Source organism: Zavarzinella sp. (assembly GCA_041399155.1).
Lineage (GTDB): Bacteria > Planctomycetota > Planctomycetia > Gemmatales > Gemmataceae > JAWKTI01.
In genome coordinates this window covers 950,222-971,105 of sequence record JAWKTI010000001.1, presented here as the reverse complement: position 1 = coordinate 971,105, position 20,884 = coordinate 950,222, and the positions used below count along the sequence as shown (strand labels likewise).

The 20,884-nt window shown below is 49.1% G+C and carries 24 protein-coding genes; 13 read left to right on the top strand and 11 right to left on the bottom strand.

Translation table 11 applies throughout. The annotated features are described in order from the left end of the window. Positions 1 to 4 precede the first annotated feature (4 nt). From tyrS to tsaD, 6 genes are all read right to left on the bottom strand, one after another. Positions 5 to 1,231 (bottom strand): tyrosine--tRNA ligase, encoded by a 1,227-nt coding sequence (gene tyrS / locus R3B84_04125; protein ID MEZ6139739.1) that lies wholly within the window; start codon positions 1,229 to 1,231, stop codon positions 5 to 7. 10 nt (positions 1,232 to 1,241) lie between these two features. Beyond that, entirely contained in the window at positions 1,242 to 1,673 is a 432-nt protein-coding gene (locus R3B84_04120; GenBank protein MEZ6139738.1) for a YraN family protein, read from the bottom strand. Positions 1,674 to 1,691: 18 nt separating this feature from the next. Beyond that, entirely contained in the window at positions 1,692 to 2,099 is a 408-nt protein-coding gene (rplS, locus tag R3B84_04115; GenBank protein MEZ6139737.1) for a 50S ribosomal protein L19, read from the bottom strand. A 21-nt stretch (positions 2,100 to 2,120) separates the two neighbouring features. Beyond that, positions 2,121 to 2,789 carry a tRNA (guanosine(37)-N1)-methyltransferase TrmD gene (gene trmD, locus R3B84_04110; protein MEZ6139736.1) on the bottom strand — a complete coding sequence of 223 codons (669 nt, stop codon included), beginning with the start codon at positions 2,787 to 2,789 and terminating at the stop codon, positions 2,121 to 2,123. 19 nt (positions 2,790 to 2,808) lie between these two features. Then, positions 2,809 to 3,090, bottom strand: a complete 282-nt coding sequence (gene rpsP / locus R3B84_04105; protein ID MEZ6139735.1) for a 30S ribosomal protein S16 — start codon at positions 3,088 to 3,090, stop codon at positions 2,809 to 2,811. 203 nt (positions 3,091 to 3,293) lie between these two features. After that, positions 3,294 to 4,307 (bottom strand): tRNA (adenosine(37)-N6)-threonylcarbamoyltransferase complex transferase subunit TsaD, encoded by a 1,014-nt coding sequence (tsaD, locus tag R3B84_04100; protein MEZ6139734.1) that lies wholly within the window; start codon positions 4,305 to 4,307, stop codon positions 3,294 to 3,296. A gap of 188 nt (positions 4,308 to 4,495) precedes the next feature. Between tsaD and R3B84_04095 the strand changes: the two genes are divergently transcribed. From R3B84_04095 to R3B84_04075, 5 genes are all read left to right on the top strand, one after another. Continuing rightward, positions 4,496 to 5,284 carry a DedA family protein gene (locus tag R3B84_04095; protein ID MEZ6139733.1) on the top strand — a complete coding sequence of 263 codons (789 nt, stop codon included), beginning with the start codon at positions 4,496 to 4,498 and terminating at the stop codon, positions 5,282 to 5,284. Positions 5,285 to 5,351: 67 nt separating this feature from the next. Further along, complete coding sequence (locus R3B84_04090; GenBank protein ID MEZ6139732.1) at positions 5,352 to 6,407, top strand: RNA ligase (ATP); 1,056 nt, start codon at positions 5,352 to 5,354, stop codon at positions 6,405 to 6,407. A gap of 182 nt (positions 6,408 to 6,589) precedes the next feature. Beyond that, complete coding sequence (locus tag R3B84_04085; GenBank protein MEZ6139731.1) at positions 6,590 to 7,531, top strand: ABC transporter ATP-binding protein; 942 nt, start codon at positions 6,590 to 6,592, stop codon at positions 7,529 to 7,531. 11 nt (positions 7,532 to 7,542) lie between these two features. Beyond that, positions 7,543 to 8,538 carry an ABC transporter permease subunit gene (locus R3B84_04080; GenBank protein MEZ6139730.1) on the top strand — a complete coding sequence of 332 codons (996 nt, stop codon included), beginning with the start codon at positions 7,543 to 7,545 and terminating at the stop codon, positions 8,536 to 8,538. Positions 8,539 to 8,560: 22 nt separating this feature from the next. After that, complete coding sequence (locus R3B84_04075) at positions 8,561 to 9,010, top strand: hypothetical protein (GenBank protein MEZ6139729.1); 450 nt, start codon at positions 8,561 to 8,563, stop codon at positions 9,008 to 9,010. Here R3B84_04075 and R3B84_04070 read toward each other — a convergent pair. Beyond that, complete coding sequence (locus R3B84_04070; GenBank protein ID MEZ6139728.1) at positions 8,991 to 9,407, bottom strand: M67 family metallopeptidase; 417 nt, start codon at positions 9,405 to 9,407, stop codon at positions 8,991 to 8,993. The two genes, R3B84_04075 and R3B84_04070, sit on opposite strands and share 20 nt — an antisense overlap. 117 nt (positions 9,408 to 9,524) lie before the next feature. Here R3B84_04070 and argG point away from each other — a divergent pair, with 117 nt between their 5' ends. The 3 genes from argG to R3B84_04055 all read left to right on the top strand — a co-directional run bounded on the left by argG (position 9,525) and on the right by R3B84_04055 (position 11,855). After that, positions 9,525 to 10,784, top strand: coding sequence for an argininosuccinate synthase (gene argG / locus R3B84_04065; GenBank protein ID MEZ6139727.1), 1,260 nt, complete (start codon positions 9,525 to 9,527; stop codon positions 10,782 to 10,784). 13 nt (positions 10,785 to 10,797) lie between these two features. Further along, on the top strand, positions 10,798 to 11,178 hold the full coding sequence (locus R3B84_04060; GenBank protein MEZ6139726.1) for a hypothetical protein: 381 nt from the start codon (positions 10,798 to 10,800) through the stop codon (positions 11,176 to 11,178). Positions 11,179 to 11,369: 191 nt separating this feature from the next. Next, positions 11,370 to 11,855, top strand: a complete 486-nt coding sequence (locus tag R3B84_04055; GenBank protein ID MEZ6139725.1) for a GNAT family N-acetyltransferase — start codon at positions 11,370 to 11,372, stop codon at positions 11,853 to 11,855. Between the two features lie 6 nt (positions 11,856 to 11,861). Here R3B84_04055 and R3B84_04050 read toward each other — a convergent pair whose 3' ends face one another. Then, on the bottom strand, positions 11,862 to 12,119 hold the full coding sequence (locus R3B84_04050) for a hypothetical protein (protein ID MEZ6139724.1): 258 nt from the start codon (positions 12,117 to 12,119) through the stop codon (positions 11,862 to 11,864). 191 nt (positions 12,120 to 12,310) lie between these two features. Between R3B84_04050 and R3B84_04045 the strand changes: the two genes are divergently transcribed. The 3 genes from R3B84_04045 to R3B84_04035 are packed head-to-tail and all read left to right on the top strand — an operon-like array spanning position 12,311 to position 14,356. Then, positions 12,311 to 13,273, top strand: a complete 963-nt coding sequence (locus tag R3B84_04045) for a bifunctional riboflavin kinase/FAD synthetase (GenBank protein ID MEZ6139723.1) — start codon at positions 12,311 to 12,313, stop codon at positions 13,271 to 13,273. Continuing rightward, positions 13,270 to 13,509 carry a NifU family protein gene (locus R3B84_04040; protein MEZ6139722.1) on the top strand — a complete coding sequence of 80 codons (240 nt, stop codon included), beginning with the start codon at positions 13,270 to 13,272 and terminating at the stop codon, positions 13,507 to 13,509. Before R3B84_04045 ends, R3B84_04040 begins: the two co-directional genes overlap by 4 nt. A 1-nt stretch (position 13,510) precedes the next feature. Further along, positions 13,511 to 14,356 carry a sugar phosphate isomerase/epimerase family protein gene (locus tag R3B84_04035; protein ID MEZ6139721.1) on the top strand — a complete coding sequence of 282 codons (846 nt, stop codon included), beginning with the start codon at positions 13,511 to 13,513 and terminating at the stop codon, positions 14,354 to 14,356. A gap of 11 nt (positions 14,357 to 14,367) precedes the next feature. Here R3B84_04035 and R3B84_04030 read toward each other — a convergent pair whose 3' ends face one another. The 3 genes from R3B84_04030 to R3B84_04020 all read right to left on the bottom strand — a co-directional run bounded on the left by R3B84_04030 (position 14,368) and on the right by R3B84_04020 (position 17,873). Beyond that, the gene (locus R3B84_04030) at positions 14,368 to 15,954 is read right to left on the bottom strand and encodes a peptide chain release factor 3 (GenBank protein MEZ6139720.1); all 1,587 of its coding nucleotides are present in this window, start codon (positions 15,952 to 15,954) and stop codon (positions 14,368 to 14,370) included. A gap of 321 nt (positions 15,955 to 16,275) precedes the next feature. Beyond that, complete coding sequence (locus tag R3B84_04025; protein ID MEZ6139719.1) at positions 16,276 to 16,485, bottom strand: ferredoxin family protein; 210 nt, start codon at positions 16,483 to 16,485, stop codon at positions 16,276 to 16,278. Positions 16,486 to 16,751: 266 nt separating this feature from the next. Beyond that, the gene (locus R3B84_04020; GenBank protein MEZ6139718.1) at positions 16,752 to 17,873 is read right to left on the bottom strand and encodes a THUMP domain-containing protein; all 1,122 of its coding nucleotides are present in this window, start codon (positions 17,871 to 17,873) and stop codon (positions 16,752 to 16,754) included. A gap of 262 nt (positions 17,874 to 18,135) precedes the next feature. Here R3B84_04020 and R3B84_04015 point away from each other — a divergent pair, with 262 nt between their 5' ends. Together R3B84_04015 and R3B84_04010 are read left to right on the top strand one after the other, a co-directional pair. Further along, positions 18,136 to 20,334 carry an ATP-dependent RecD-like DNA helicase gene (locus R3B84_04015; GenBank protein MEZ6139717.1) on the top strand — a complete coding sequence of 733 codons (2,199 nt, stop codon included), beginning with the start codon at positions 18,136 to 18,138 and terminating at the stop codon, positions 20,332 to 20,334. Positions 20,335 to 20,365: 31 nt separating this feature from the next. After that, on the top strand, positions 20,366 to 20,827 hold the full coding sequence (locus R3B84_04010; GenBank protein MEZ6139716.1) for a hypothetical protein: 462 nt from the start codon (positions 20,366 to 20,368) through the stop codon (positions 20,825 to 20,827). Positions 20,828 to 20,884: the final 57 nt, after the last annotated feature.

Genomic DNA, 20,884 nt, shown 5'->3' with positions numbered 1-20,884 from the left:
ATCCTCATTCCACGCGAATTCTGGCGATGTTTTTGCTGCCTAATCGCACGAGCAGACCATCGGTTAACGGGATTTGTTCCCGAAAATCACTAATTTTGGTGCGATCGGGCCCAATGTTCACCGCACCTTCGTTTACTTTCTGTTTTGCCTGAGTGCTGCTGGAACAGAACCCCAGGGCCACCAGTAACTTCATGATACCAATCGTTTCGCCGTAGTTCGCACGTTCCAGTACCACTTCTGGAATATTTTCTGGATCCTGCTTGCCACTGAACTGGGTCTCCCAGTTGGTCTGGGCCTGCAGAACCACGTCTTCCGGGTGGTAGCTGCCCGCCACCAGACGTGCAAGCTGCTTTTTTGCCACCATCGGATGAGTTTGCGCCGGGTCGGTCAACTGGGCAATTTCTTCTTTGGGGCAATTGGTCAGCAATTCCAGCCATTCCGGCATCAATTCATCTGGAATACTCATCGTTTTGCCAAACTGCTGGTCGGCGGATTCCGCAACGCCAATGTAATTGCCCAGACTTTTGCCCATGCGTCGGTGGCCATCCAGACCACGCAGAATCGGCAGAGTAATACACACCTGTGGAACCTGACCTGCAGATTCCTGCAAACGTCTGCCCAGCATCAGGTTAAACAACTGCTCACTGCCACCTAATTCGATATCAGCATGAATTGCCACGCTGTCATACCCCTGCATCAGCGGGTAGAGGCATTCGTGCATGTAGATGGGGATTGATTCTGGACGTGAATTGTAACGTTTGGAAAAGTCTTCCCGCTCCAGCATCCGCTGGATGGTTGATTTCCCCAGCAGGCTCATTACATCCAGAAACGAAAACTTGCTGAACCACTCCCCGTTAAACCGCACCTCTGTGGTGGAAATGTCGATGATTCTGCTGATCTGTTTCAGGTAATCCTGGGCATTTGCAGTCACCTGCTCTTCAGTTAATCCTGCCCGCGTGGCATCGCGACCACTGGGATCTCCCACCATGGCGGTGTAGTTGCCGATAATCAGCACGGCTTGATGGCCTAACTCCTGAAACAGCCGTAACTTACGTAAAGGAACCGTATGCCCCAGGTGTACATCAATTCCGGTAGGATCGATGCCGTATTTCACCCGCAGGGGTTTGCCGGTTTTTGCACTGGTTTCCAGTTTTTTCCGCAGGCCATCTTTCGGTTCGATTTGCTCGGTCCCACGTGCAAGCAGGGCTAGCTGATCTTCTAACGATTTCATGATTGTACCATTAAAAGTGCATTTGATAATCGCCAACTGCTTCAAAAGCATTTGGGAAGTGACCAATTTCCGGCTGGTGTTGTTCGGGTGCCCATCGAATCGCAACGACATCAAAACGAATCGTGCGTTGTCCCACCAGTTTTCGTTTGCGATATAGAAAACGGGATGCAGCGAGGGTCAGTCGTTTCTGTTTCTGACGGTTGACCGTTGCTGCCAGTTCCTGCAGGCTGCGGGATTCGCTGGAACGAACTTCCACAATAATCAGTGTGCTACGGTCGCAGACAATCAGGTCAATTTCGCCCAGCCGATCATCCAGATTTCTGGCAATTACCCGGAAACCCAAACGACGAAAATACCTAGCAACCGCTTTTTCGGAGCGATTGCCAAACCATTTTCGCCAAAGCGGGTAACGGGTAAAACTGCTTTCGCGTGGTGAGCCCATGCACCCTCACGCCGGGTATTACTTTGGTTTGCGTTCTTTGAGGCGGGTTTTCTTACCCACGCGATCGCGGAGGTAGTAAAGCTTGGCCCGACGAGCCACCCCGTGGCGTTTCACTTCAATTTTGGCAATCCGTGGGGAAGAAAGTGGAAAAATTCGCTCGACACCTTCACCCTGCACAATTCGGCGAACGTTGATCCGCTCATCAGGTTTTTCACCTTTGATGGCGATCACGGTGCCCGTGAATACCTGCAGACGGCCCTTTTCACCCAGTTCCAGCCAGAAGTGCACATCGACAGTATCACCAATCTGGATGGTGTCGATGGTGCGGGCAAAATCCTGTTTGGTTGCCGCACATTGGGCTGTGTGTAATTCGACCGCTTTTTGCTTCTGCTGCTGGTCGATATGTTCGATGTATTTGTTACGCATGATCAATTATCCAAAAAATCATTATTCCAAATGTTCGTTTGTCCGTTTCTGTGCCTGCTCTTTCCGCCAGCGTGCAATCGCCTGATGATCGCCACTCAGCAGAATTTCCGGCACTGCCATCCCACGAAATTCTCGCGGGCGGGTGTATTGTGGGTATTCCAGCATCCCCTCAACACTATGTGATTCTTCAACAACCGAATCCAGATCGCCCAACACACCAGGAATCAGGCGAATCAAGGTTTCAATCAAAATCATTGCAGGGACTTCGCCGCCGTTGCAGACAAAATCACCCACTGAAATTTCGATTGGCTGCAAACCTTGTCGAATCCGATCGTCAAATCCCTCGTATCGACCGCACAACAACAGCAACCGTGGGCAGTGCGATAATTCCCGCACCACCGACTGATTCAATCGCCTGCCTGCGGGCGTCAGCATGACCACCGCACCTGGCGATTCGCTCTGGCTTTGAACATGTTCCACACAGTTAAAAACCGGTGGGCACATGATTACCATGCCCGGACCACCACCAAAAGGGCGGTCGTCCACTGTTAAGTGCTTACCAGTAGCCCAGTTACGAATATTCCACAGATTGATCGAAACTAGTCCTTTTTCGATGGAGTCGTTCAGGATACTCTGATGAAGAAAACCCTGAAAGATATCCGGAAAAAGGGTGAGAATATCGAATCGCACCGGGAAGCCTCGCCATCATCTAGGAAGGCGAGCTTTCGCTGGCTTTTTCTGCAGGTGCAGTGCTGTACTTTTCTAACAAAGTCTCAACGCGTGGCGAGATTTTGGCACCCACACTTTTCCAATAGGCAATCCGTTCAGTGTTCAAACTGACCGATTTGTCCTTTTGTGGACAATGAGGATCATAAGTTCCCAGATATTCAATCGCACGACCATCGTTTGGTTGACGAGAATCGATTGCGACAATCCGGTAGAAATGTCGATGAGTACGACCCATCGGCTTCATACGAATGCGAACCGCCACTATGCACCCCGAAGAATGAATAACACGTTAATTATCGAAACAATCGTTGTACAAGCAGCAAAATAATCGCCAAGTGAAAAAAATGTTTTCGCTTAAGATTTGTACACTTTTTACCCCAAGTGCCTTGAAAAACAATCTGACAATCAAAAGAATATCGAAAATGTTCCACGTGAAACATTGATACTCTATTGAACATCAGACTATCAAAGAAAGTTCGGCTTGGCATCCAGATCCAGTGGGGCAAAGTCTCCCACGTGGTATTTTTCAACAGCAAGTGCGGCCATGGCAGCATTGTCCGTGCATAACGACATTGGGGGGATAAACAATTCGCAGTTTTCGTCGGAAGTCATTACCTTCAAAGCAGTTCGGAGAGTCTGGTTGGCAATGACTCCCCCACCTACAGCCAGACGTGGATAGCCCGTCAGGTGCAATGCCTGCCGACTTTTCGCCACCAGCACATCGACAACAGCCTGCTGAAAACTAGCTGCCACATCTGCTCGACGCTGTGTGGTCATCTCCGGCGGGGTCGTCGCAGCGTTTTTTTGCCCTTTCACTTCATACAAAACCGCAGTCTTTAAGCCACTGAAGCTGAATTCAATGCGATTTTCCTTCAGGAACGCTCGTGGGAAAGAAAATGCGTGCGGATTGCCTGCTTTGGCAATTTTTTCCAGTTTTGGCCCACCTGGAAAGCCAATTTCCAGAATTGCTGCCACCTTATCGAACGCTTCACCTGCTGCATCGTCGCGCGTGCTGCCAAGAAGCGACATTTGTAGTGGGCTGGCACAATCAAAGATCGCGGTATGCCCCCCACTGACGACCAGGCCGACGCACGGAAAGATCTCTTTTTCCGCGGACATCCGGCACGCATAAATGTGGGATTGAATGTGATTTAGAGCGATCAGTGGCACATCCAGCACCACGGAAAGCATTTTCGCCGCAGTGACGGTAATCAGCAATGCACCCACCAGACCGGGGGTGTGGTGCACCGCAATGCAGTTCACCTGGTGGATTGTGATGTTTGCCTGTCGCAACGCTTCATCAATCACTGGTAACAGGTTTCTCAGGTGGGCCCTGGCAGCAATTTCAGGCACCACGCCGCCAAACTGGGTGTGCAGTTCGTTTTGGGAAGCGACAACGTTCGACAGCACCACGCGGTCTTCGGTAAACACTGCAGCAGCGGTTTCATCGCACGATGATTCTAACGCTAAAAAATACATTCAGAAGCACAACCTTTTCGTTACTCTGATTGACTCTGACCAGTTATCTGACATTGCCGACGATGTAATTTGTACCATTTTACAGATTTTTCCTGCCGATTTTAATATCTTACGATGGTGAAGTGTGTCTTGATTTTCCGGTCAGCTCGCTTGCTTTTTGTTTCACATGACTTATCTGGGTTGGCACCATGATGATTACCACGACCGATGTGTGGCAATACGTCGGTGTATTTTCGGCGTTGGTGGTATCTGCATTTGGCGCCCCAATTCCAGAAGAATTACCTATTGCCACAGGCGGGGTACTTGTCGGACGTGAATGGAATGACCCCACCAGTGGAATGCGCTGGTGGATCATGCTGCCCATCTGCATTTTTGGCGTCGTACTGTGTGATACCATTTTGTACCTTGTTGGCCGAAAATACGGTTCCTGGCTGGTTCAACGGAAGTGGGTGCAAAAACGGGTTGTCTCACCCGAAAAATTAGAACGAATAAAACTCAATTTCGACAAATACGGGATTGGCATTCTGTTGGGGGCACGCCTGATGCCAGGGATTCGGACACCGGTTTTCATCTGTGCCGGAATGATCCGGATGCCATTCTACCGCTTTCTGTTGGCAGATGGGATCTATGCGATCCCTGGGGTGAACCTTCTCTTCTGGCTGGGCTACTGGTTCACGAACCAGTTTCTGGAAATTCTGCACAAAATTGAAAATTATCGCCCAATTGTCATTGCGTGCGTACTTTCCGCCCTCGCCGGTGTGCTGCTTTACCATGTGCTCAAGCGAAAAGTGACCACAGGTGATCCGGAAGAAATTCCGGTCATCGGCAGACGGGTAGCGGAAATCAGCCACCATCGTCATCTGGAACATCTTCATGAAGAGCATCCGGAAATGCTGGCACCGGATGCAGCACCCACATTACCCGAGCCTGGGGACCCTAAACCAGAAACCGAGTCACCGCCCGAAGAAACGAAGTAATTCGACAGAACCCATTCATGTTTGCAAGTGTCCCACTTCGTAAGCGGCGGCAACATATGAAAATAAAATGAGAACGTTAGCCAGTATCCAGGTAGTTAATGAAATTCGTCCCATCGTGGGTGCGGATGCCATTGAAGCAATCCGTGTCCTCGGTTGGTGGGTGGTTGTCAAGAAGAATGAATTTCAACTTGGGCAGCCGCTGGTGTACTGCGAAATCGACTCTTTACTTCCAGAACGAAGCGAATTTGAGTTTTTGCGAAAAAGTTGCTTTAAACCAGAAATCATGCATCTTGGGGAAGTTTATCGCCCCGCCGGCTTTCGAATTAAAACAATTCGCTTGCGTGGTCAGGTTTCTCAGGGGCTTTGCCTACCACTGACAGTGCTGCCACCTGGTACCCCCACCGATGTGGGGACAGATGTTACAGATGTTCTGGGAATTACCAAATATGAGGTGCCAGACTTTTCGGAAGTTGGCGATGGCTCTTCTACGTTTCCAGGCTTTCTGGTGAAGACGGACGAAACCCGCGTACAGGTCCTGGAACAACTATTGCAGGAACTGGCCGGGCGGGAGTTTCTGATGACCGAAAAACTGGATGGAACCTCATTCACGTGTTTTTGGCATCAGGATGAATTTGGCGTATGCAGCCGAAACCGGCAGATTGATGCGACGAATCTGGAACAGCCCCACGCCCGAATTGCGAATCAACTAGGCCTGGCGGAAAAGCTAAAGTGGGTGAAGGAGAAATATGGCTTTTCACCCGCCATCCAGGGAGAATTGGTCGGTTCCGGAATTCAAGGCAACAAATACCGCATGGATCGAAGGCAACTGTTTGTGTTCAATCTGTTTAACATTGATCAGGCAGAACTGGTGCCACACGCTTTCGCGATGCAATTGCTGCAGGAACTGGAACTGACCTCTGTTCCATCGTTGGGTACGCTGGTACTGAACCACAGTGTCGATGAACTCTTGAACCTTTCCGTGGGCAAAAGCACCCTGAATCCGAACGTGGAGCGGGAAGGGATCGTATTTCGACCCGAAACCGAAGAATATTGCCAACGCTTGCAAGGTCGTCTGAGCTTTAAAGCAATTAACCCACAGTTTTTGTTGAAATATGATGAGTGATTGGCAATATTGCGATACAACACAATCGCAATATAAAACCACTACTATATAGCTAACAGATTATTGATAGGCGTTTCACACGGATTTTCACATTGCTGGCAAATTCTTGCCAATATCTTGTTTTCTTCGACGAACTAGTTTTTAGCATAAACCCAACAACGAACAGTGGGGAATCCATCAACGTGCACGTCATTGAAACAGAAAATCTTCACAAACGCTACTCCACGGTGGACGCACTGCAGAGTGTGAATCTGAAAATCAACCGTGGAGAAGTGTTCGGTTTACTCGGCCAGAACGGTGCCGGCAAAACCACACTCATTAAAATTTTATTAGGAATCGTCAAACGGACTTCTGGCAATGCGACTTTGCTGGGCGAACCGGTAGGGACTTCCCACATTCGCCGAAAAGTTGGCTATCTGCCGGAAGACCACCAGTTTCCTGCATACCACTCCGCCTACAGTTTAATGGAATATTTTGGCAAACTGTACGGCATGTCCCGCGATGACCGTAAGCGGCAGATCATGGAACTGCTGGACCGCGTGGGACTAGTGCGTCGGATGCACGAAAAGATCCGTCGGTATTCCAAAGGGATGAAACAACGAGTTGGCGTAGCACAGGCGTTATTTCATGACCCTGAGGTCATCTTTCTGGATGAGCCCACCGATGGCGTGGATCCGGTGGGCCGACGGGAAATTCGGGCGATTATCGAAGAACGCAGAGCACAGGGGGCAACGATTTTCGTCAATTCCCACCTGCTGGGTGAAATTGAACTGATGTGCGATCGTGTGGTGGTGATGGATCGCGGGCAGATTATCCGTGCCGGCACCATTGAGGAACTTACCCAGCAAAAAGGAACATTTGATGTTCGTTTGGCGGAATCCGACTTCCCAAAAACGGAAATCGAACGCCTTGGTGCGACCGTGAACCAGAAAGGCGAACTGTGGCAACTGGTTCTCCCAGACAATGTGAACATCGATACCATCCTTAACTTCTTCAGCAGCAAGGGGTTGCGATTGCGACACCTGGTCGAGAACCGCATGAGTCTGGAGGATCTGTTCATCAAACTGGTTGATGATGAAGATCAGAAACAAGGGAACAAAACTACCAAACGACGTGCCAACTAAGGGGAAAATTGATGAAAACATTAGAAATTCTGAAAGATTCCCTCCGTGAAGCCTGGGACAGCATGGTGCTGTTCATCATGCTGATTCTGATCGGGGTATTTCTGTTGATTGTCTCCAGTATCGGCTTTCAGCCGGTGACTGCCGAGGTGGCATTTAAAGATTTTTCGAGCAGCCTGCAACGACAGCCATTGGCAATGGAGCGAGGGGAACAAATTCTTCTGCAAAGACCTAGTGGTTACTCAACGAAAATTGAAAATATCAAATCTCAAGATTCAAATCGCCCACAATTCAGTGCTCATGAGTTTGATTTGATCATTACGAATGACGTAAGCACAGAGCGAATCCCCAACCCAAATGTGAAGAAGGATCCTACTGTCGATGAGCCACTGTTTGTCGAAGTTACAAAAGAAGTACCTGCAATTCAGAAAATTGTTGGCTTGTGGCACTACGATGGCAAAAGCGATTACATCGAAATCCCTGAGAACAGTTCGATTACATTGGATAATATTGTGGTGAAGAAGCCATTAACTGAAGAAATGTATCAGGCCTATTTCAAGTGGCTGATTGAAAAACAGTTGACCGCACCGGTAAAGGAATTATCGGTCAATACATCCAATTTGCCCAAATCAATGCAATTGTCTGTCAAAGTTGACCCCGTAAAAGCACCTCTCGAATGGCCGGTAGGATTGTCGATCGGCTTTGGCTTATACGAAAACGCAGATTCTGGCTTTCCACTGGGTGAAGTTCTGTTTCAGTTCGATAAATATGTCATCAATTCGATGGCTGGGATGTTCATTATTGGTATGGGATTAGTGATTACATCATTTTTTATCCCAAACACCTTGCGAAAAGGCACAATCGATTTATATCTGTCAAAACCGATCAACCGTACTGCATTTCTGGTGGTGAAGTACCTGGGTGGATCGTTTTTCGTGTTGATTCTGGCAACAACGTTGGTCGGAGGTACATATCTGATCACTGGTCTGCACTGGCATCTGGGCCCATAGCATGCTATGGATGATCTTTCTAATGACCTTTGCATTTATGGTATTGTATGCATTTTCAGCGTTTATTGCAGTATTGTCCCGAAGTGCTATCGCAAGCTTGCTGGGAGTGATCACTCTCGGTGGGATATGCTGGGGTATCGGTCAGGTACATTTTATTGCAGAGAACTTTTTTGCTGTACAGCGTTTGCAAGCGTTACAAAAACAAGAAGCTGAACCCGTAAAACCAACTTGGTTGAAAGTCACTGAAACGATCATGTATTCACTCCCACGTTGGAGTGACATGGACAAGCTTTCCACAGAAGTACTCCAGGATGGTTTGATGACAAAATCTCAGTTGCAAAAGAAGGAAATCGAAGAAAAGTTTATCAAAAAGGATCGTCCCACGTGGGGTGGGACATTAGGTGTGTCCGCAGCATGGCTCGCATTTTTCCTGGGGCTGGCCTGCTGGCGGTTCAGTAAGAAGGATTATTGATCACAAACCAGTTCGCTTCTACATAACTGTCTGGCAACAACCACCAGCCACGGCAGGTGGGGAAATCATCCGCAAGGCTGATAATCAAGTGCATTGCCGAAGTGCCCCAGCCATTTTCCTTCAAATCAGTCTGACTGGGCACCGCGAGTGAACCGGGGTGGGAATGATAGACCACCAGTTCCACTTCCCCAGAACGGCGAATCTCTCGACTGACCTGCAATAACTCCTGCACATCCGCACGATAACGGAACATACTCCGTGCCACATTTCGCAGTGGGAAGCAGTGCTGCACCAGCCACGATTCGCCACTGTGAATCCCAGAGAGCAGTCCACAGCACTCCTGGGGGTTTTCATCCAGTGCCTGTTGAACGATCTGTTCCATCAGATTTTCTGGAATTTGGATTTCTGGATAGTTTTCGATGCCTGAAAGTCCTTTCTTCCGGTGCCCTTGTGCAATATCCTAACATTTTCATTGGCACTGCACACTTTTTTGCAAAACAGACTGGGAATATTCATGACTTTGAACGATTTGAAAGGAAAAACGGTAGCCTTTGCCTCCTCTGGTGGGTTGGATTCCTGCACGGTTACCAAGTGGCTCACGGAAAACGGGGTAAAAGTGGTATGTATTACCGCTGACCTGGCCCAGCCAGACGAAACCGATTTTGCAGAAGTAGAACGTCGGATGCGTGCCAGCGGTGCGGCGGATTACATCGCCCTGCCCCTACATGATGCCATTGCTGAAGCTGGGATTGAAATTCTGCAATTTCAGGCCTGTTACGAAGGCAAATATTGGAATACCACTGGGATCGGCCGACACGTGATTGTGGCAGGACTGGTTCCAGAGCTTCGCAAGCGTGGTATCACCATCCTTAGCCACGGTGCCACTGGCCGTGGGAACGATCAGGTGCGTTTTCAGTTGTGCACCAACATGCTTGCGCCAGAAATTGAAATTTATGCCCCATGGCGAGACGATGCCTTTCTGAAGGCTTTTGGCGGCCGGAAAGAAATGATTGAATACTGCCAGAAGCACCAGCTTCCGGTGAAAGCGACGTTGAATTCCCCCTACTCCACTGATGCCAACCTGTTGGGGCTGACCCACGAAGCGGGCAAGCTGGAAACCCTGGAAACCGGTCCGTGGTTCATTACACCAGGGATGGGTGTGCATGCCACTGATGCACCGGACAAACCTGAGAAAATTCTCATTAGATTTGAAGCAGGCCGCCCTGTTGCGATCAATCGGCAGTCCGTAACTGCCTTTCAAGCGATCAGTCAATGTAACGAAATTGGTGGGCGAAACGGGGTTGGAATTGCCAGCCACCTGGTCGAAAATCGATTTGTGGGCGTCAAATCCCGTGGAGTATACGAGGCACCTGGCATGGAAGTGCTGGGTACCGCTTACCAATATCTGCTACAATTAGTGCTGGATCGTCGGTCACGAGAACTGTTTGATCATTTGTCGCTGTATCTTGGCAAACAGATCTACCAGGGATATGGTTTCGATCTTGGTTCCTACATGGCACGTCAGGCGATGAAACCGATTCTGGAGTTGATGACTGGCACGATTGAACTGAACTTGTATAAGGGCAATGCCCACTTTGCGGCTGCCACTGATGTGCCAAAGATTCTCTATTCGGAATCAAACGCATCGATGGAAGCAATTGGCGAGTTCGATCACGCCGACTCGGAAGGTTTCCTGCGGGTGCTGCAAGTCAGTGCCCGTTCGATCGCAGTCAACGGTCAGGTGGTGGCACCCTGTTGGGCGAAAATTTCATAATTGAGGTGGGACGATGGCACGCTGGTTACTTTCCTGTATGGCAATATTATTGCTGAGCAATACGCTGTTTAGTCAGATCATTTTTGTTCCAGGCCAACGGACGCGGTACCAGCCGTGCAAAATCGTCAATAATTTCGGTACATCGATTCGTATCAAGCTCGTTGGATTTGATTCTAAAGACGTTTACATGGTCGACATTCCCCAAAACCGCGAATTTGTGACCCCACAAGGAAACTGGATTGCCGAAGGCGAACGCATCGTGGGTGTCTGGGATTATCCGGGTGGGAAATTATACCTTACTGGCGCAGTAGTGATTAACGGCCCCACATTAATAGTAATTGAAGGAAACCCTCGGTTACGCACCGGTAGAATCACTGCGGGGCCACTCCGATAGCATTCCTTTTGAAGTTCTGTTCCCAATTTTTTTTGCAAGTTTTACAGTGGGCAGAGGTATTTTCTGCTGGAAGTACAACTTTGTGGCACTGATGCCGATATTTGAAATACTTCTCAGTTCTGATGGCATTCGCTGATCGGAAAAGCACTTCTCTGTGCTAAGGTAATCTGATATTCAGGTAGGAATCTTCAATGAATGGATCCAGTTTATTACAATCAGACCCCACCTTGGTGCGGCCGATTACTTTTCAGATGCGTCTGCTGGAACGGGTAGACTTTTACAACGGTTTTCTGGAAACATTGGGTAATTTAACCGAAGTGGGCCTAACCCCAGACGAGGCTATCCGCATCTGGCGTGGGCGAAATGCAGCAGGTGTGCGGACGATTGTTGCAATCGATGGTCAGAAAGTGATTGCCACTGGTAGCCTGATTCTGGAGCACAAGTTCATTCACTCTGGTGGGATTATTGGTCACATTGAAGATGTTGCCACCCATGAAGCCCACCAGGGACGTGGTGCGGGCAGCGCCTGTATTCGCACGCTCATTGAAATGGCCCGTGAATCGGGTTGTTACAAGGTTATTCTGGGTTGTAATGACCACAATTTGCCCTTTTATGAGCGGATCGGCTTCCGAAAATATGAAAATGGGATGAGAATCGACCTGAAAGAGTGCGATTGAGCATCTTTAAGAACAATTGTAGTCTCTGATCATGATTTGCCGCACCTCTTCGGTGGGATTTTCACCCACCCCATGATAGAGGATTTTTGCAAATTCGGTCACCTTCAAGTTACCCGATTCCAGTGCAACCTTAAATTCTTTTAACTTGGGTGGCAGCACCTGAACATAGTACCAAACCCGTTCCCCACGGGAATTATTCCCACGAATCACGTAAATCAGATCGGTGCGTTTGCTTAATACCCTGTCGGTAAATGTTCGAAACACTGGTTTCTCTGGTTTTGGCACTGTAATCCCTCGATCCGATGCGTCGATGTGTCATAAGGTAATCACCCACCATTTGATGTATGTTAGCACGATATAACTATCGTGTTATGCTCTTTTTTTCCGCACTTGATCGTAATCATCGAACCCGCATATTCTGGCTTTCTTTGGGGTAAAATCACTAGAATGAATCGATGAATGAGATAAGCGAAAATTGCTGTTATCTTGATTTTCAGGCTGTTCCACCAGCGATTTTTCGTGGCGGGATCCTGTGTATCGGTAATTTCGACGGTGTGCATCTGGGCCATCAGTCGTTACTGGCAAAAGCGAAGGAACTTGGCCAGAAACACGCCGCACCTGTTGTGCCAGTTACTTTCGACCCACACCCGATGCAATTGCTGGCCCCAGCCAGTTTTCAGACTCCACTTACCACTATTCCGCAACGCGTCCAATTATTACAGCGGGTGGGCGCAGACCGTGTCGTAATTCTTGCCACAACACCAGCGTTATTATCGCTTTCGCCTGAGTACTTTTTTGAAACGATTGTTCGCTTTTCCCTGCAAGCACGCGGGATAGTTGAAGGGTTTAATTTTCGTTTTGGGAAAGACCGCGCTGGCAACAATGAATTACTGGAACAGTGGTGCCGACAAAACCAGATCGATTTTTGCCAGTTTCCTGCTATTTCTCATCGCAGCGACGTGGTTTCGACCAGTCGGATTCGCTGCAAAATTGCCGAAGGCGATTTTTCGAGCGTCACGGAACTTCTCGGTCGCCCATATTCCATCAAAGGCACCGTCGTCAGTGGGGCAAAACGGGGCAGAACAATTGGTTTTCCGACTGCAAATCTGGCCCAGATTGCCACGATGTTACCCCCACCTGGGGTCTACGCTAGTGAAGTGATTGTGGGCAACCAGGCGCACGCGGCCGCAGTCAATATTGGTGGAAATCCCACCTTTGGCGAACTACAGCCTAAAGTGGAAGTGCACCTGATTGACTTTGCAGGTGATCTTTATGGACAATCGCTCGAATTAGCCCTGATTGCAGCAATTCGACCGGTAAAGCAATTTCAGGATGCTACGGAACTGATTGCTCAGATACATACTGATATCCAACAGGCCAAAAATCTCTTTACAACCATGAAGGCCCCCCAACGATGACACAGCAACAGTTATTAACGCAAGTAGAAAAAGCGTTAAAAGAAGTGATTGCACCAGAAATGGACCTGGATGGTGCACTGCTGGATGTGGTGGGTATCGATGACGGCTGCGTTCAGGTGCGGCTGAACGGCATCTGTTCCAGTTGCCCCGCCACGATGATGTCGATGCTGGCTGCAATGGAGCAGCACTTAAAAACAATGGTGCCAGAGGTCGATTATCTGGAAGCGGTGATCTGATATGTTTCTGGGCTATAACACCAACGGCTTTGCCCACCATCGCCTGGAAGATGCGATCGAAATTCTGGCCGAACAAGGCTACCGTGGGGTGGCACTGACCGTCGATTACCAGCATTTGAACATTCTGGAAAGCGGCTGGAATGAATATGCGCAAACAATCAAGCAGTTGTTAGATCGACACCAGATGCAGTTGGTCATTGAGACTGGTGCCCGCTTTCTGTTAGATCCACGTCGCAAACACCAACCTACTTTGCTTGACAGTGCACCCAGCCAACGGCAAATCAGGCAGGAATTTTTACAGCGGTGCGTGCAACTTGCCCAGATTCTCGGTGCGGAGTGCATCAGTTTCTGGTCAGGTGCCCTGCCGAAAGATACCCACCCTGACCTGGCGTGGGAAAGATTGACCAACGAAATCCACACACTTCTACAGATATCAGAACAAACAAGGGTGCGGCTGGCGTTTGAACCCGAGCCGGGAATGTTGATTTCCCGCATGGCGGATTTTGAGGTGCTGCACGATCTTATCAATCACGAACTGTTCGGGCTGACGCTCGATTGCAGCCACCTGACCTGCGAAGGCGATTTACCTGCCAGCGATCACATTCGTAAATGGTTGCAACATAAGAAGTTGTGGAACATTCACCTGGCGGACATGAATGCCGGAATCCATGACCACCTGATGTTTGGTGAAGGGGCCGTAGATTTTGCTGATATTTTCCACGCCCTGCAGGAAGGCAATTACAGCGAAGGTGCATTCGTGGAACTCAGTCGGCACAGCCACCAGGCGGTGCAGATTGCCAGCGATTCGATGGCGTTTCTACGCACTTTTGTCAGTGCCACCGCATAATTACTGCCTTTTCAATCGGTGGGTGCAAATAAGTGATCCGAAAATGGGCTGATCTTCAAGCTGGCTTCTTTGTTACGCATGTATCGGATCGTAAACGGATCCGTTGCCAGAATCACGGGACGATTCTGGATATCGTAAACGATCTTTGTCGATGGCAATAGCCGTACGTTCGCCAGGGTGGATTTCGGTGCACCGATCCAGCCACCCGCCTTGTATTCCAGAGCAACAATTTCAGCCTGCACACCATATTCCGTGCTCAGTCGGTACTTGACTACTTCAAATTGCAGCACACCCACCGCAGCAAGGATCAGTTCCTGAGGATTATCAGGTGCCCGAAATAGCTGCACCGCCCCTTCATCGGCCAATTGCTGTAAGCCTTCTGCCAATTGCTTCCTGCGGGCATTATCCTGACAACGCACCGAAGCGAAACACTCCGGACTAAACTGTGGCAAACCAACAAACTCTACTTTTTCACCACAATAGAGGGTGTCGCCCAGCCGCACTCCTTTGGTGAAGGAGATGCCGATTACGTCTCCCGCGTAAGCAGACTGCACTTCCTCCCGATCCTGAGCAAACAATCGGTGGGAGCCCTTCGTTCGCAATCGCTCTTCAGTTCGAGCCACCGTCAGGTCTTGTTCGGAATCAAATTGCCCCGCACAGACCCGCACAAAAGCCACCCGATCGCGGTGGCGTAAATTCAGATTTGCCTGAATTTTGAAAACCTGTCCAGCAAATTCCGGCCGATCGATCGGAACCAACCCGTTTTTACCCGGTCGAGGCCCGGGTGTGGGGGCAAGATCGATGAACGCATTCAAAAATGGCTCAATTCCATAATTATTTGCCGCACTGCCAAAGAAAACCGGAGTGTGTTCCCCAACAAGGAACTTTTCCTGCAGAAATTGCTCCCCGGCGATTTCCAGTAACTCAACTTCTTCAACAATCCGCGAGGCGAGGTCGGCGGGTAAAAAATCAGCTACTTTGTCTAATGGCACCACTCGCGTGGGCACTTGCAACGACCCACCCACCGTGGGGGAAAAAAGCAACACATTGCTTGTGACACGATCGTACACACCAGTAAACTCGTCCCCAAGGCCAATTGGCCAGTTCAACGGAATCGGTGTAATTCCCAATTCTTTTTGAATTTCCTGCAGCAGGTCGAGGGGGGTTTTACCCAATCGATCCATTTTGTTGATGAAGGTGATTACGGGAATTTTTCTGGCAGCACACACTTTAAAAAGTTTTCTGGTCTGGGTTTCCACACCGTTGGCAGAATCGAGCACCATGACTGCACTATCCGCAGCCGCCAGCGTGCGATAGGTGTCTTCACTGAAATCCTGGTGTCCAGGTGTATCGAGCAGGTTCAACAGACATTTGCGGTATTCAAAAGTCAACGCAGTGGAATTAATCGAGATTCCACGTTCTTTTTCCAGTTCCATCCAGTCGGACGTGACAGCGCGGGTGGTTTTTCGCCCACGGACAGCCCCAGCTTCAGCAATCTGACCAGAATAGAGCAGGCATTTCTCGGTAAGTGTCGTTTTTCCCGCATCAGGGTGGGAAATAATGGCAAATGTTCTACGACGTAAAATCTCGTTTAGCATGAAAGCCTGGCACCTGTAAATGTGCATTTGCTTGAAATACAATGGAACACAATTCGTGGGATGGACAAAATCTTCTACAAGATGGGGATAGCGACAGTTTACATCGGTAGAACCAGAATTTAACAAAAAGCCATTGTACAATCTGGTGCCACAAAAAACGACTCTACCGCAATAACCTGCAATTTGATCAATGAAATCTGACAAAGTTTGATATTAAAACAACAAGTCAATCTCTTTTCAGAAAGCCCTGAAACGGGCAATGAAATTCTAAAACCGGTAGCAGTGCGGAAACCAGCACAAAATCAACAAGGGAAGTCGTAATTACGGCTTTTTGCAATCCGGGCCTTCCAGCGGGGTAGCCTTTTCGGTAATCACCGCGCCCGAACCCAACGCACCAGCACGCTCAGCGTTTAACTGGATGTAGCTGGTCCACTGTTCTGGAACATTACCTTCGCCGTAAATGGCTTCAACAGGACACTCGGGCACGCATGCTTCACAATCGATACAATCGTCGGGATTGATGTAAAGCATCTTTTCATCCTGATAGAAACACTCTACAGGACAAACCACACAGCAATCTGTGTATTTGCAATCAGTACAGGGGGCCGTAACAACATGCGCCATGAACAGGTATCCTTGTTCTTAGAGTTGTGCAACACAACTCGTTTGTTGAAAATCTACTTCCAGAATTATTCTACTACAGTAATAAACTAATCAATAACATTCCAGCGCTATGTTGTCCAGTGGGTAACGCAGAAAGAACGCATTTATTCTGTACAACTGTTAATGAGACTGATTCACAACGAAAAGTTCAGCAATTTGCACTGAATTTTCCCATTCCACAGTGGGGTACTCTTTTCTGGTTTCGGCCCCAGGTATTTCCACGGTGCATCTTCCGATGTAAATACCACAAAACGCCAACCTTGAAAGCGTTTTCGAAAATGGTCCCCCATCCACTGGTAGAGTTCCCGTATTTCATTCAGATCACCAATTCTTTCGCCGTAAGGTGGGTTACAAATGATAATCCCTGGTTCCGTAGTGGGTGGTTCCGACTTGCAAACATCCGTAACGAGCCACTTTAACAGATTCCCCACGCCAGCAGTTTTTCCATTCACTTTGGCAAACTCAACGACATCCTTGCGGATGTCACTGCCCACGATAGGTGCGGGTAATTCTGCCAGCATCTCGGTACGCGCCTGATCCCTCAGGCCAGTCCACAACTGAATGTCGAAATCCATCCAGCCCATCAACCCAAAGTGTTTGCGTGTTAATCCAGGTGGACGATTCAAAGCCATCCAGCAGGCTTCAATCGGAAAAACGCCCGATCCGCACATGGGGTCGTACAACGGGATGCTGGGTTGCCAGCCGCTCAAATAAAGAATCCCAGACGCAAGCGATTCATTCAACGGTGCTTTCGTCAGTGCGGGTCGATAACCTCGTTTATGCAATGAATCTCCAGATGAATCGAGAGACAGCACTGCTTTGTTTCGGTGGATATGCAGATTCAGCCCGACCATCGGTCGTTCCTTATCGACACTTGGTCTGATTCCCACGCGATCGACAAACTGGTCGCAAATGGCATCCTTCACCCTTCGGGCCGCATACTGAGAGTGGGTGATGTACGAATCCCGTACATTACAATCGACGGCCAATGTGTGGCCAGGAGTCATCAATTCACTCCAGTCGATGGTGCGGACCCACTCGTATAAGTCGTCGGTATCCGTCGTCTCTCCTTCCAGCAGGGTAACCAGCACGCGAATTGCGGTGCGTAGCCATAGATTCGCCTTGTATAACGTGGCTTGATCGCCTTCAAACGATACCCCACCCCTGCCCGGCACAATTGTGTGGGCACCAATCAGTTCGATTTCTTTGGCAAGCACGCCTTCCAGCCCACGAGCACAGGTTGCAAATAGCTTCATGAAATCCACTATAGCCCTTTCCCGACAAACGAACATCCTGCCAATGTTGTGCACACCAGCACAAAAATGAGCAAAAACTCATTAATCATCAATGAAAACCTTTTCTGCTCGCACATTCTACTTGAAAATATAAATATGTACACTATAATGGTTTGATATTGGGGGTCCAACTGATCCAAAACGGCAGAGGAAGTGTAAAATGTCTTAACAACCAGTCTACGAACATCGCACCACGAACATTCAGGCGGTATGCTGGCAGAGTATGCAACCACAAGAAACCTTGAGCGGTACCATTGAACGGGTCACTTTTCACAACCAGGAAAATGGCTACGTGGTGCTGCGCATCAAGGCCCGCCAACATCGGGATCTGGTCACGCTGGTGGGCAATTTGCAACAAGTGATTGTGGGAGAGCATGTTGAAGCCAGCGGAAAGTGGGTAAACGACAAAAATCACGGCATGCAGTTTCAGGCGGAAAATATTCGCACCATGCCCCCACATTCCAAAGAGGGAATTATCAAATATCTTGGCAGCGGCCTGATTAAAGGCATTGGGCCCACCTATGCCAAGAAAATTGTGGATGTCTTTGGGGAAAAAACTCTGGAAATTATCGACCAGACCCCACTTCACCTCACTGAAATCCGTGGGATCGGCCCAGCACGCATCGAACAAATACGTCGTAGTTGGAAAGAACAGAAAGGCATACGCGATGTGATGGTGTTTCTGCAGACTCATGGTATTGGCACCGCCCGGGCCGTTCGGATCTACAAGCGGTATGGCGATGAATCGATTACGATGATCCGCCAGAATCCTTACCGCCTGATTACCGATATCTGGGGAATTGGTTTCAAAACCGCAGATGAACTGGGAATGGCACTCGGTATCCCTGCCAATTCCCCACTGCGTGCCTACGCTGCGGTGCGATATGCATTGCAGGAATTCGTCGGCAAAGGCCACGTGGGCTACCCAGAACTGGCAATCCTACATTACACGATCAACTTAGTAGGGATTGAAGAGCAGATCATCAAAGATGCCATCGAACAAGGTGTGCAAAATCGTGAATTCGTGCGGGAAACGCCACAGCGTGTCCCAGAATTTCTTTCCGATGAATACGCCCACTCGCCCTGGTTGTTCCTGCGTTCTCTCCACCAGGCCGAAGTGGGTGTTGCGGAAGCAATCCAGAAGTTATGCCGACAGCCCCACCCACTGGGGGAAGTGAATGTGGAATGCCTGATCCCACTGATCGAGGCAAAAATGGGCCTGACGCTGGCCCCCCAACAGCGTGAAGCTGTTTATGCCGCCACGCAGGCAAAGGCACTGATTGTTACCGGCGGGCCTGGCGTGGGCAAAACGACGATCATTCGGGCGATGCTGGGCATTTTTCAGCAACAACGAAAACATGTGACACTGGCCGCACCCACCGGTCGGGCGGCAAAACGGATGACCGAATCCACAGGGACTGAAGCGAAAACAATCCACCGTCTGTTAGAATACGATCCAGTGAATGGGACATTCATCCGCGACCGTCACGACCCCATCCACACCGATCTGGTGATTGTGGATGAGACTTCCATGGTCGATATGGTGCTGATGTACCAACTGCTGAGTGCCATTCCACCAAGTGCGTGCGTTATCTTTGTAGGCGATGTGGACCAGTTGCCTTCAGTGGGACCGGGGACTGTGCTACAGGATATGATTGCTTCGGGCGTTCTTACTGTCGTGCGACTGACGCAGATTTTTCGGCAGGCGCAGTCCAGCCTGATCATCCAGGCTGCCCACGCAATCCACAGCGGGATGTTCCCGCAAAGTGGGAGCCGGCCAGACCAGGATTTTTTCTACATCGAAGCGGAAGAACCCACCGAGATTATTGAAAAACTGCTGGCGATGATCCAGGAACGCATTCCGAAGCGGTTCGGGATGCACCCGATTAACGATATTCAGGTTCTTTCGCCAATGAATCGGTCCGAATTGGGTGTGATTCACCTCAATGAACGCCTACAGGAATCGTTGAATCCGTTTCGGCCCAACGGTGGGGAAGTCCAGTTATTTGGTCGGAAATATCGTCCCGGCGACAAAGTGCTGCAAATTCGCAATAATTACACAAAAGAAGTCTACAATGGTGATATTGGGATTGTTCAATCGATTGATCCCGAAGATCAGGAAATTACGGTACAGTTTGAACAGCGACTACTGAAATACAGATTTACCGAATTAGATGAACTGGTCCTCGCATATGCCTGCAGCATTCATAAAAGTCAGGGAAGCGAGTATCCCGCGGTGCTGATCCCTGTTCACACACAGCATTACATGATGTTGCAACGAAATTTGTTGTATACTGGTGTTACCAGAGGAAAGAAACTGGTGGTTTTGCTTGGAAGCAAGCGTGCGTTGGGCCAGGCAATCCGAAGGCAGGAAGCCAGCGAGCGACTTTCTCTGCTTCAGCAGCGTTTAGTCGCAAAATAAGGTATTTTTGGTTTCCACCTGATAGGTTGTGATGAACGTTAGAAGTCCTGATGAATGGCAGCAGTGGCTGGATGATTTCAGTCGCGGCGAAAGCACCGAAGCATGGCGAGGAATCATGTGTTTTCTCCGATGGATTCAGATTCGATCGGAAAATGGTCACCCTGTACCGAATTTTCTGCCCGCAATCGAAGGCGACATCTTTCACAGCCATTTGCTACGCAGAATGCTGGCCGGGAAAGAACCGTTTGATAATCCCCCACCTGAATCTTATGGTCAGCCCTGGTATGAACTGGTCGAAACTGGTCAGTCGGTTACCAAAGATGTCGAACCTTGGGAATGGGCACCTGAACAGAAGATTTCCATCAACAAAGGCATCTGGACGATCATTAAAAAAAATTCAGATCAGGAATTGGTAGTTCAGTACAAATTGAATCCAGAACGATACTTGCTGAAACGCACCGCATCAGATACGTGGACAATGCAACGAATGTAAATTGCTTTTCTGCAATATACCAATTCAATTAAACAACAATATTGCAAACAAATTATT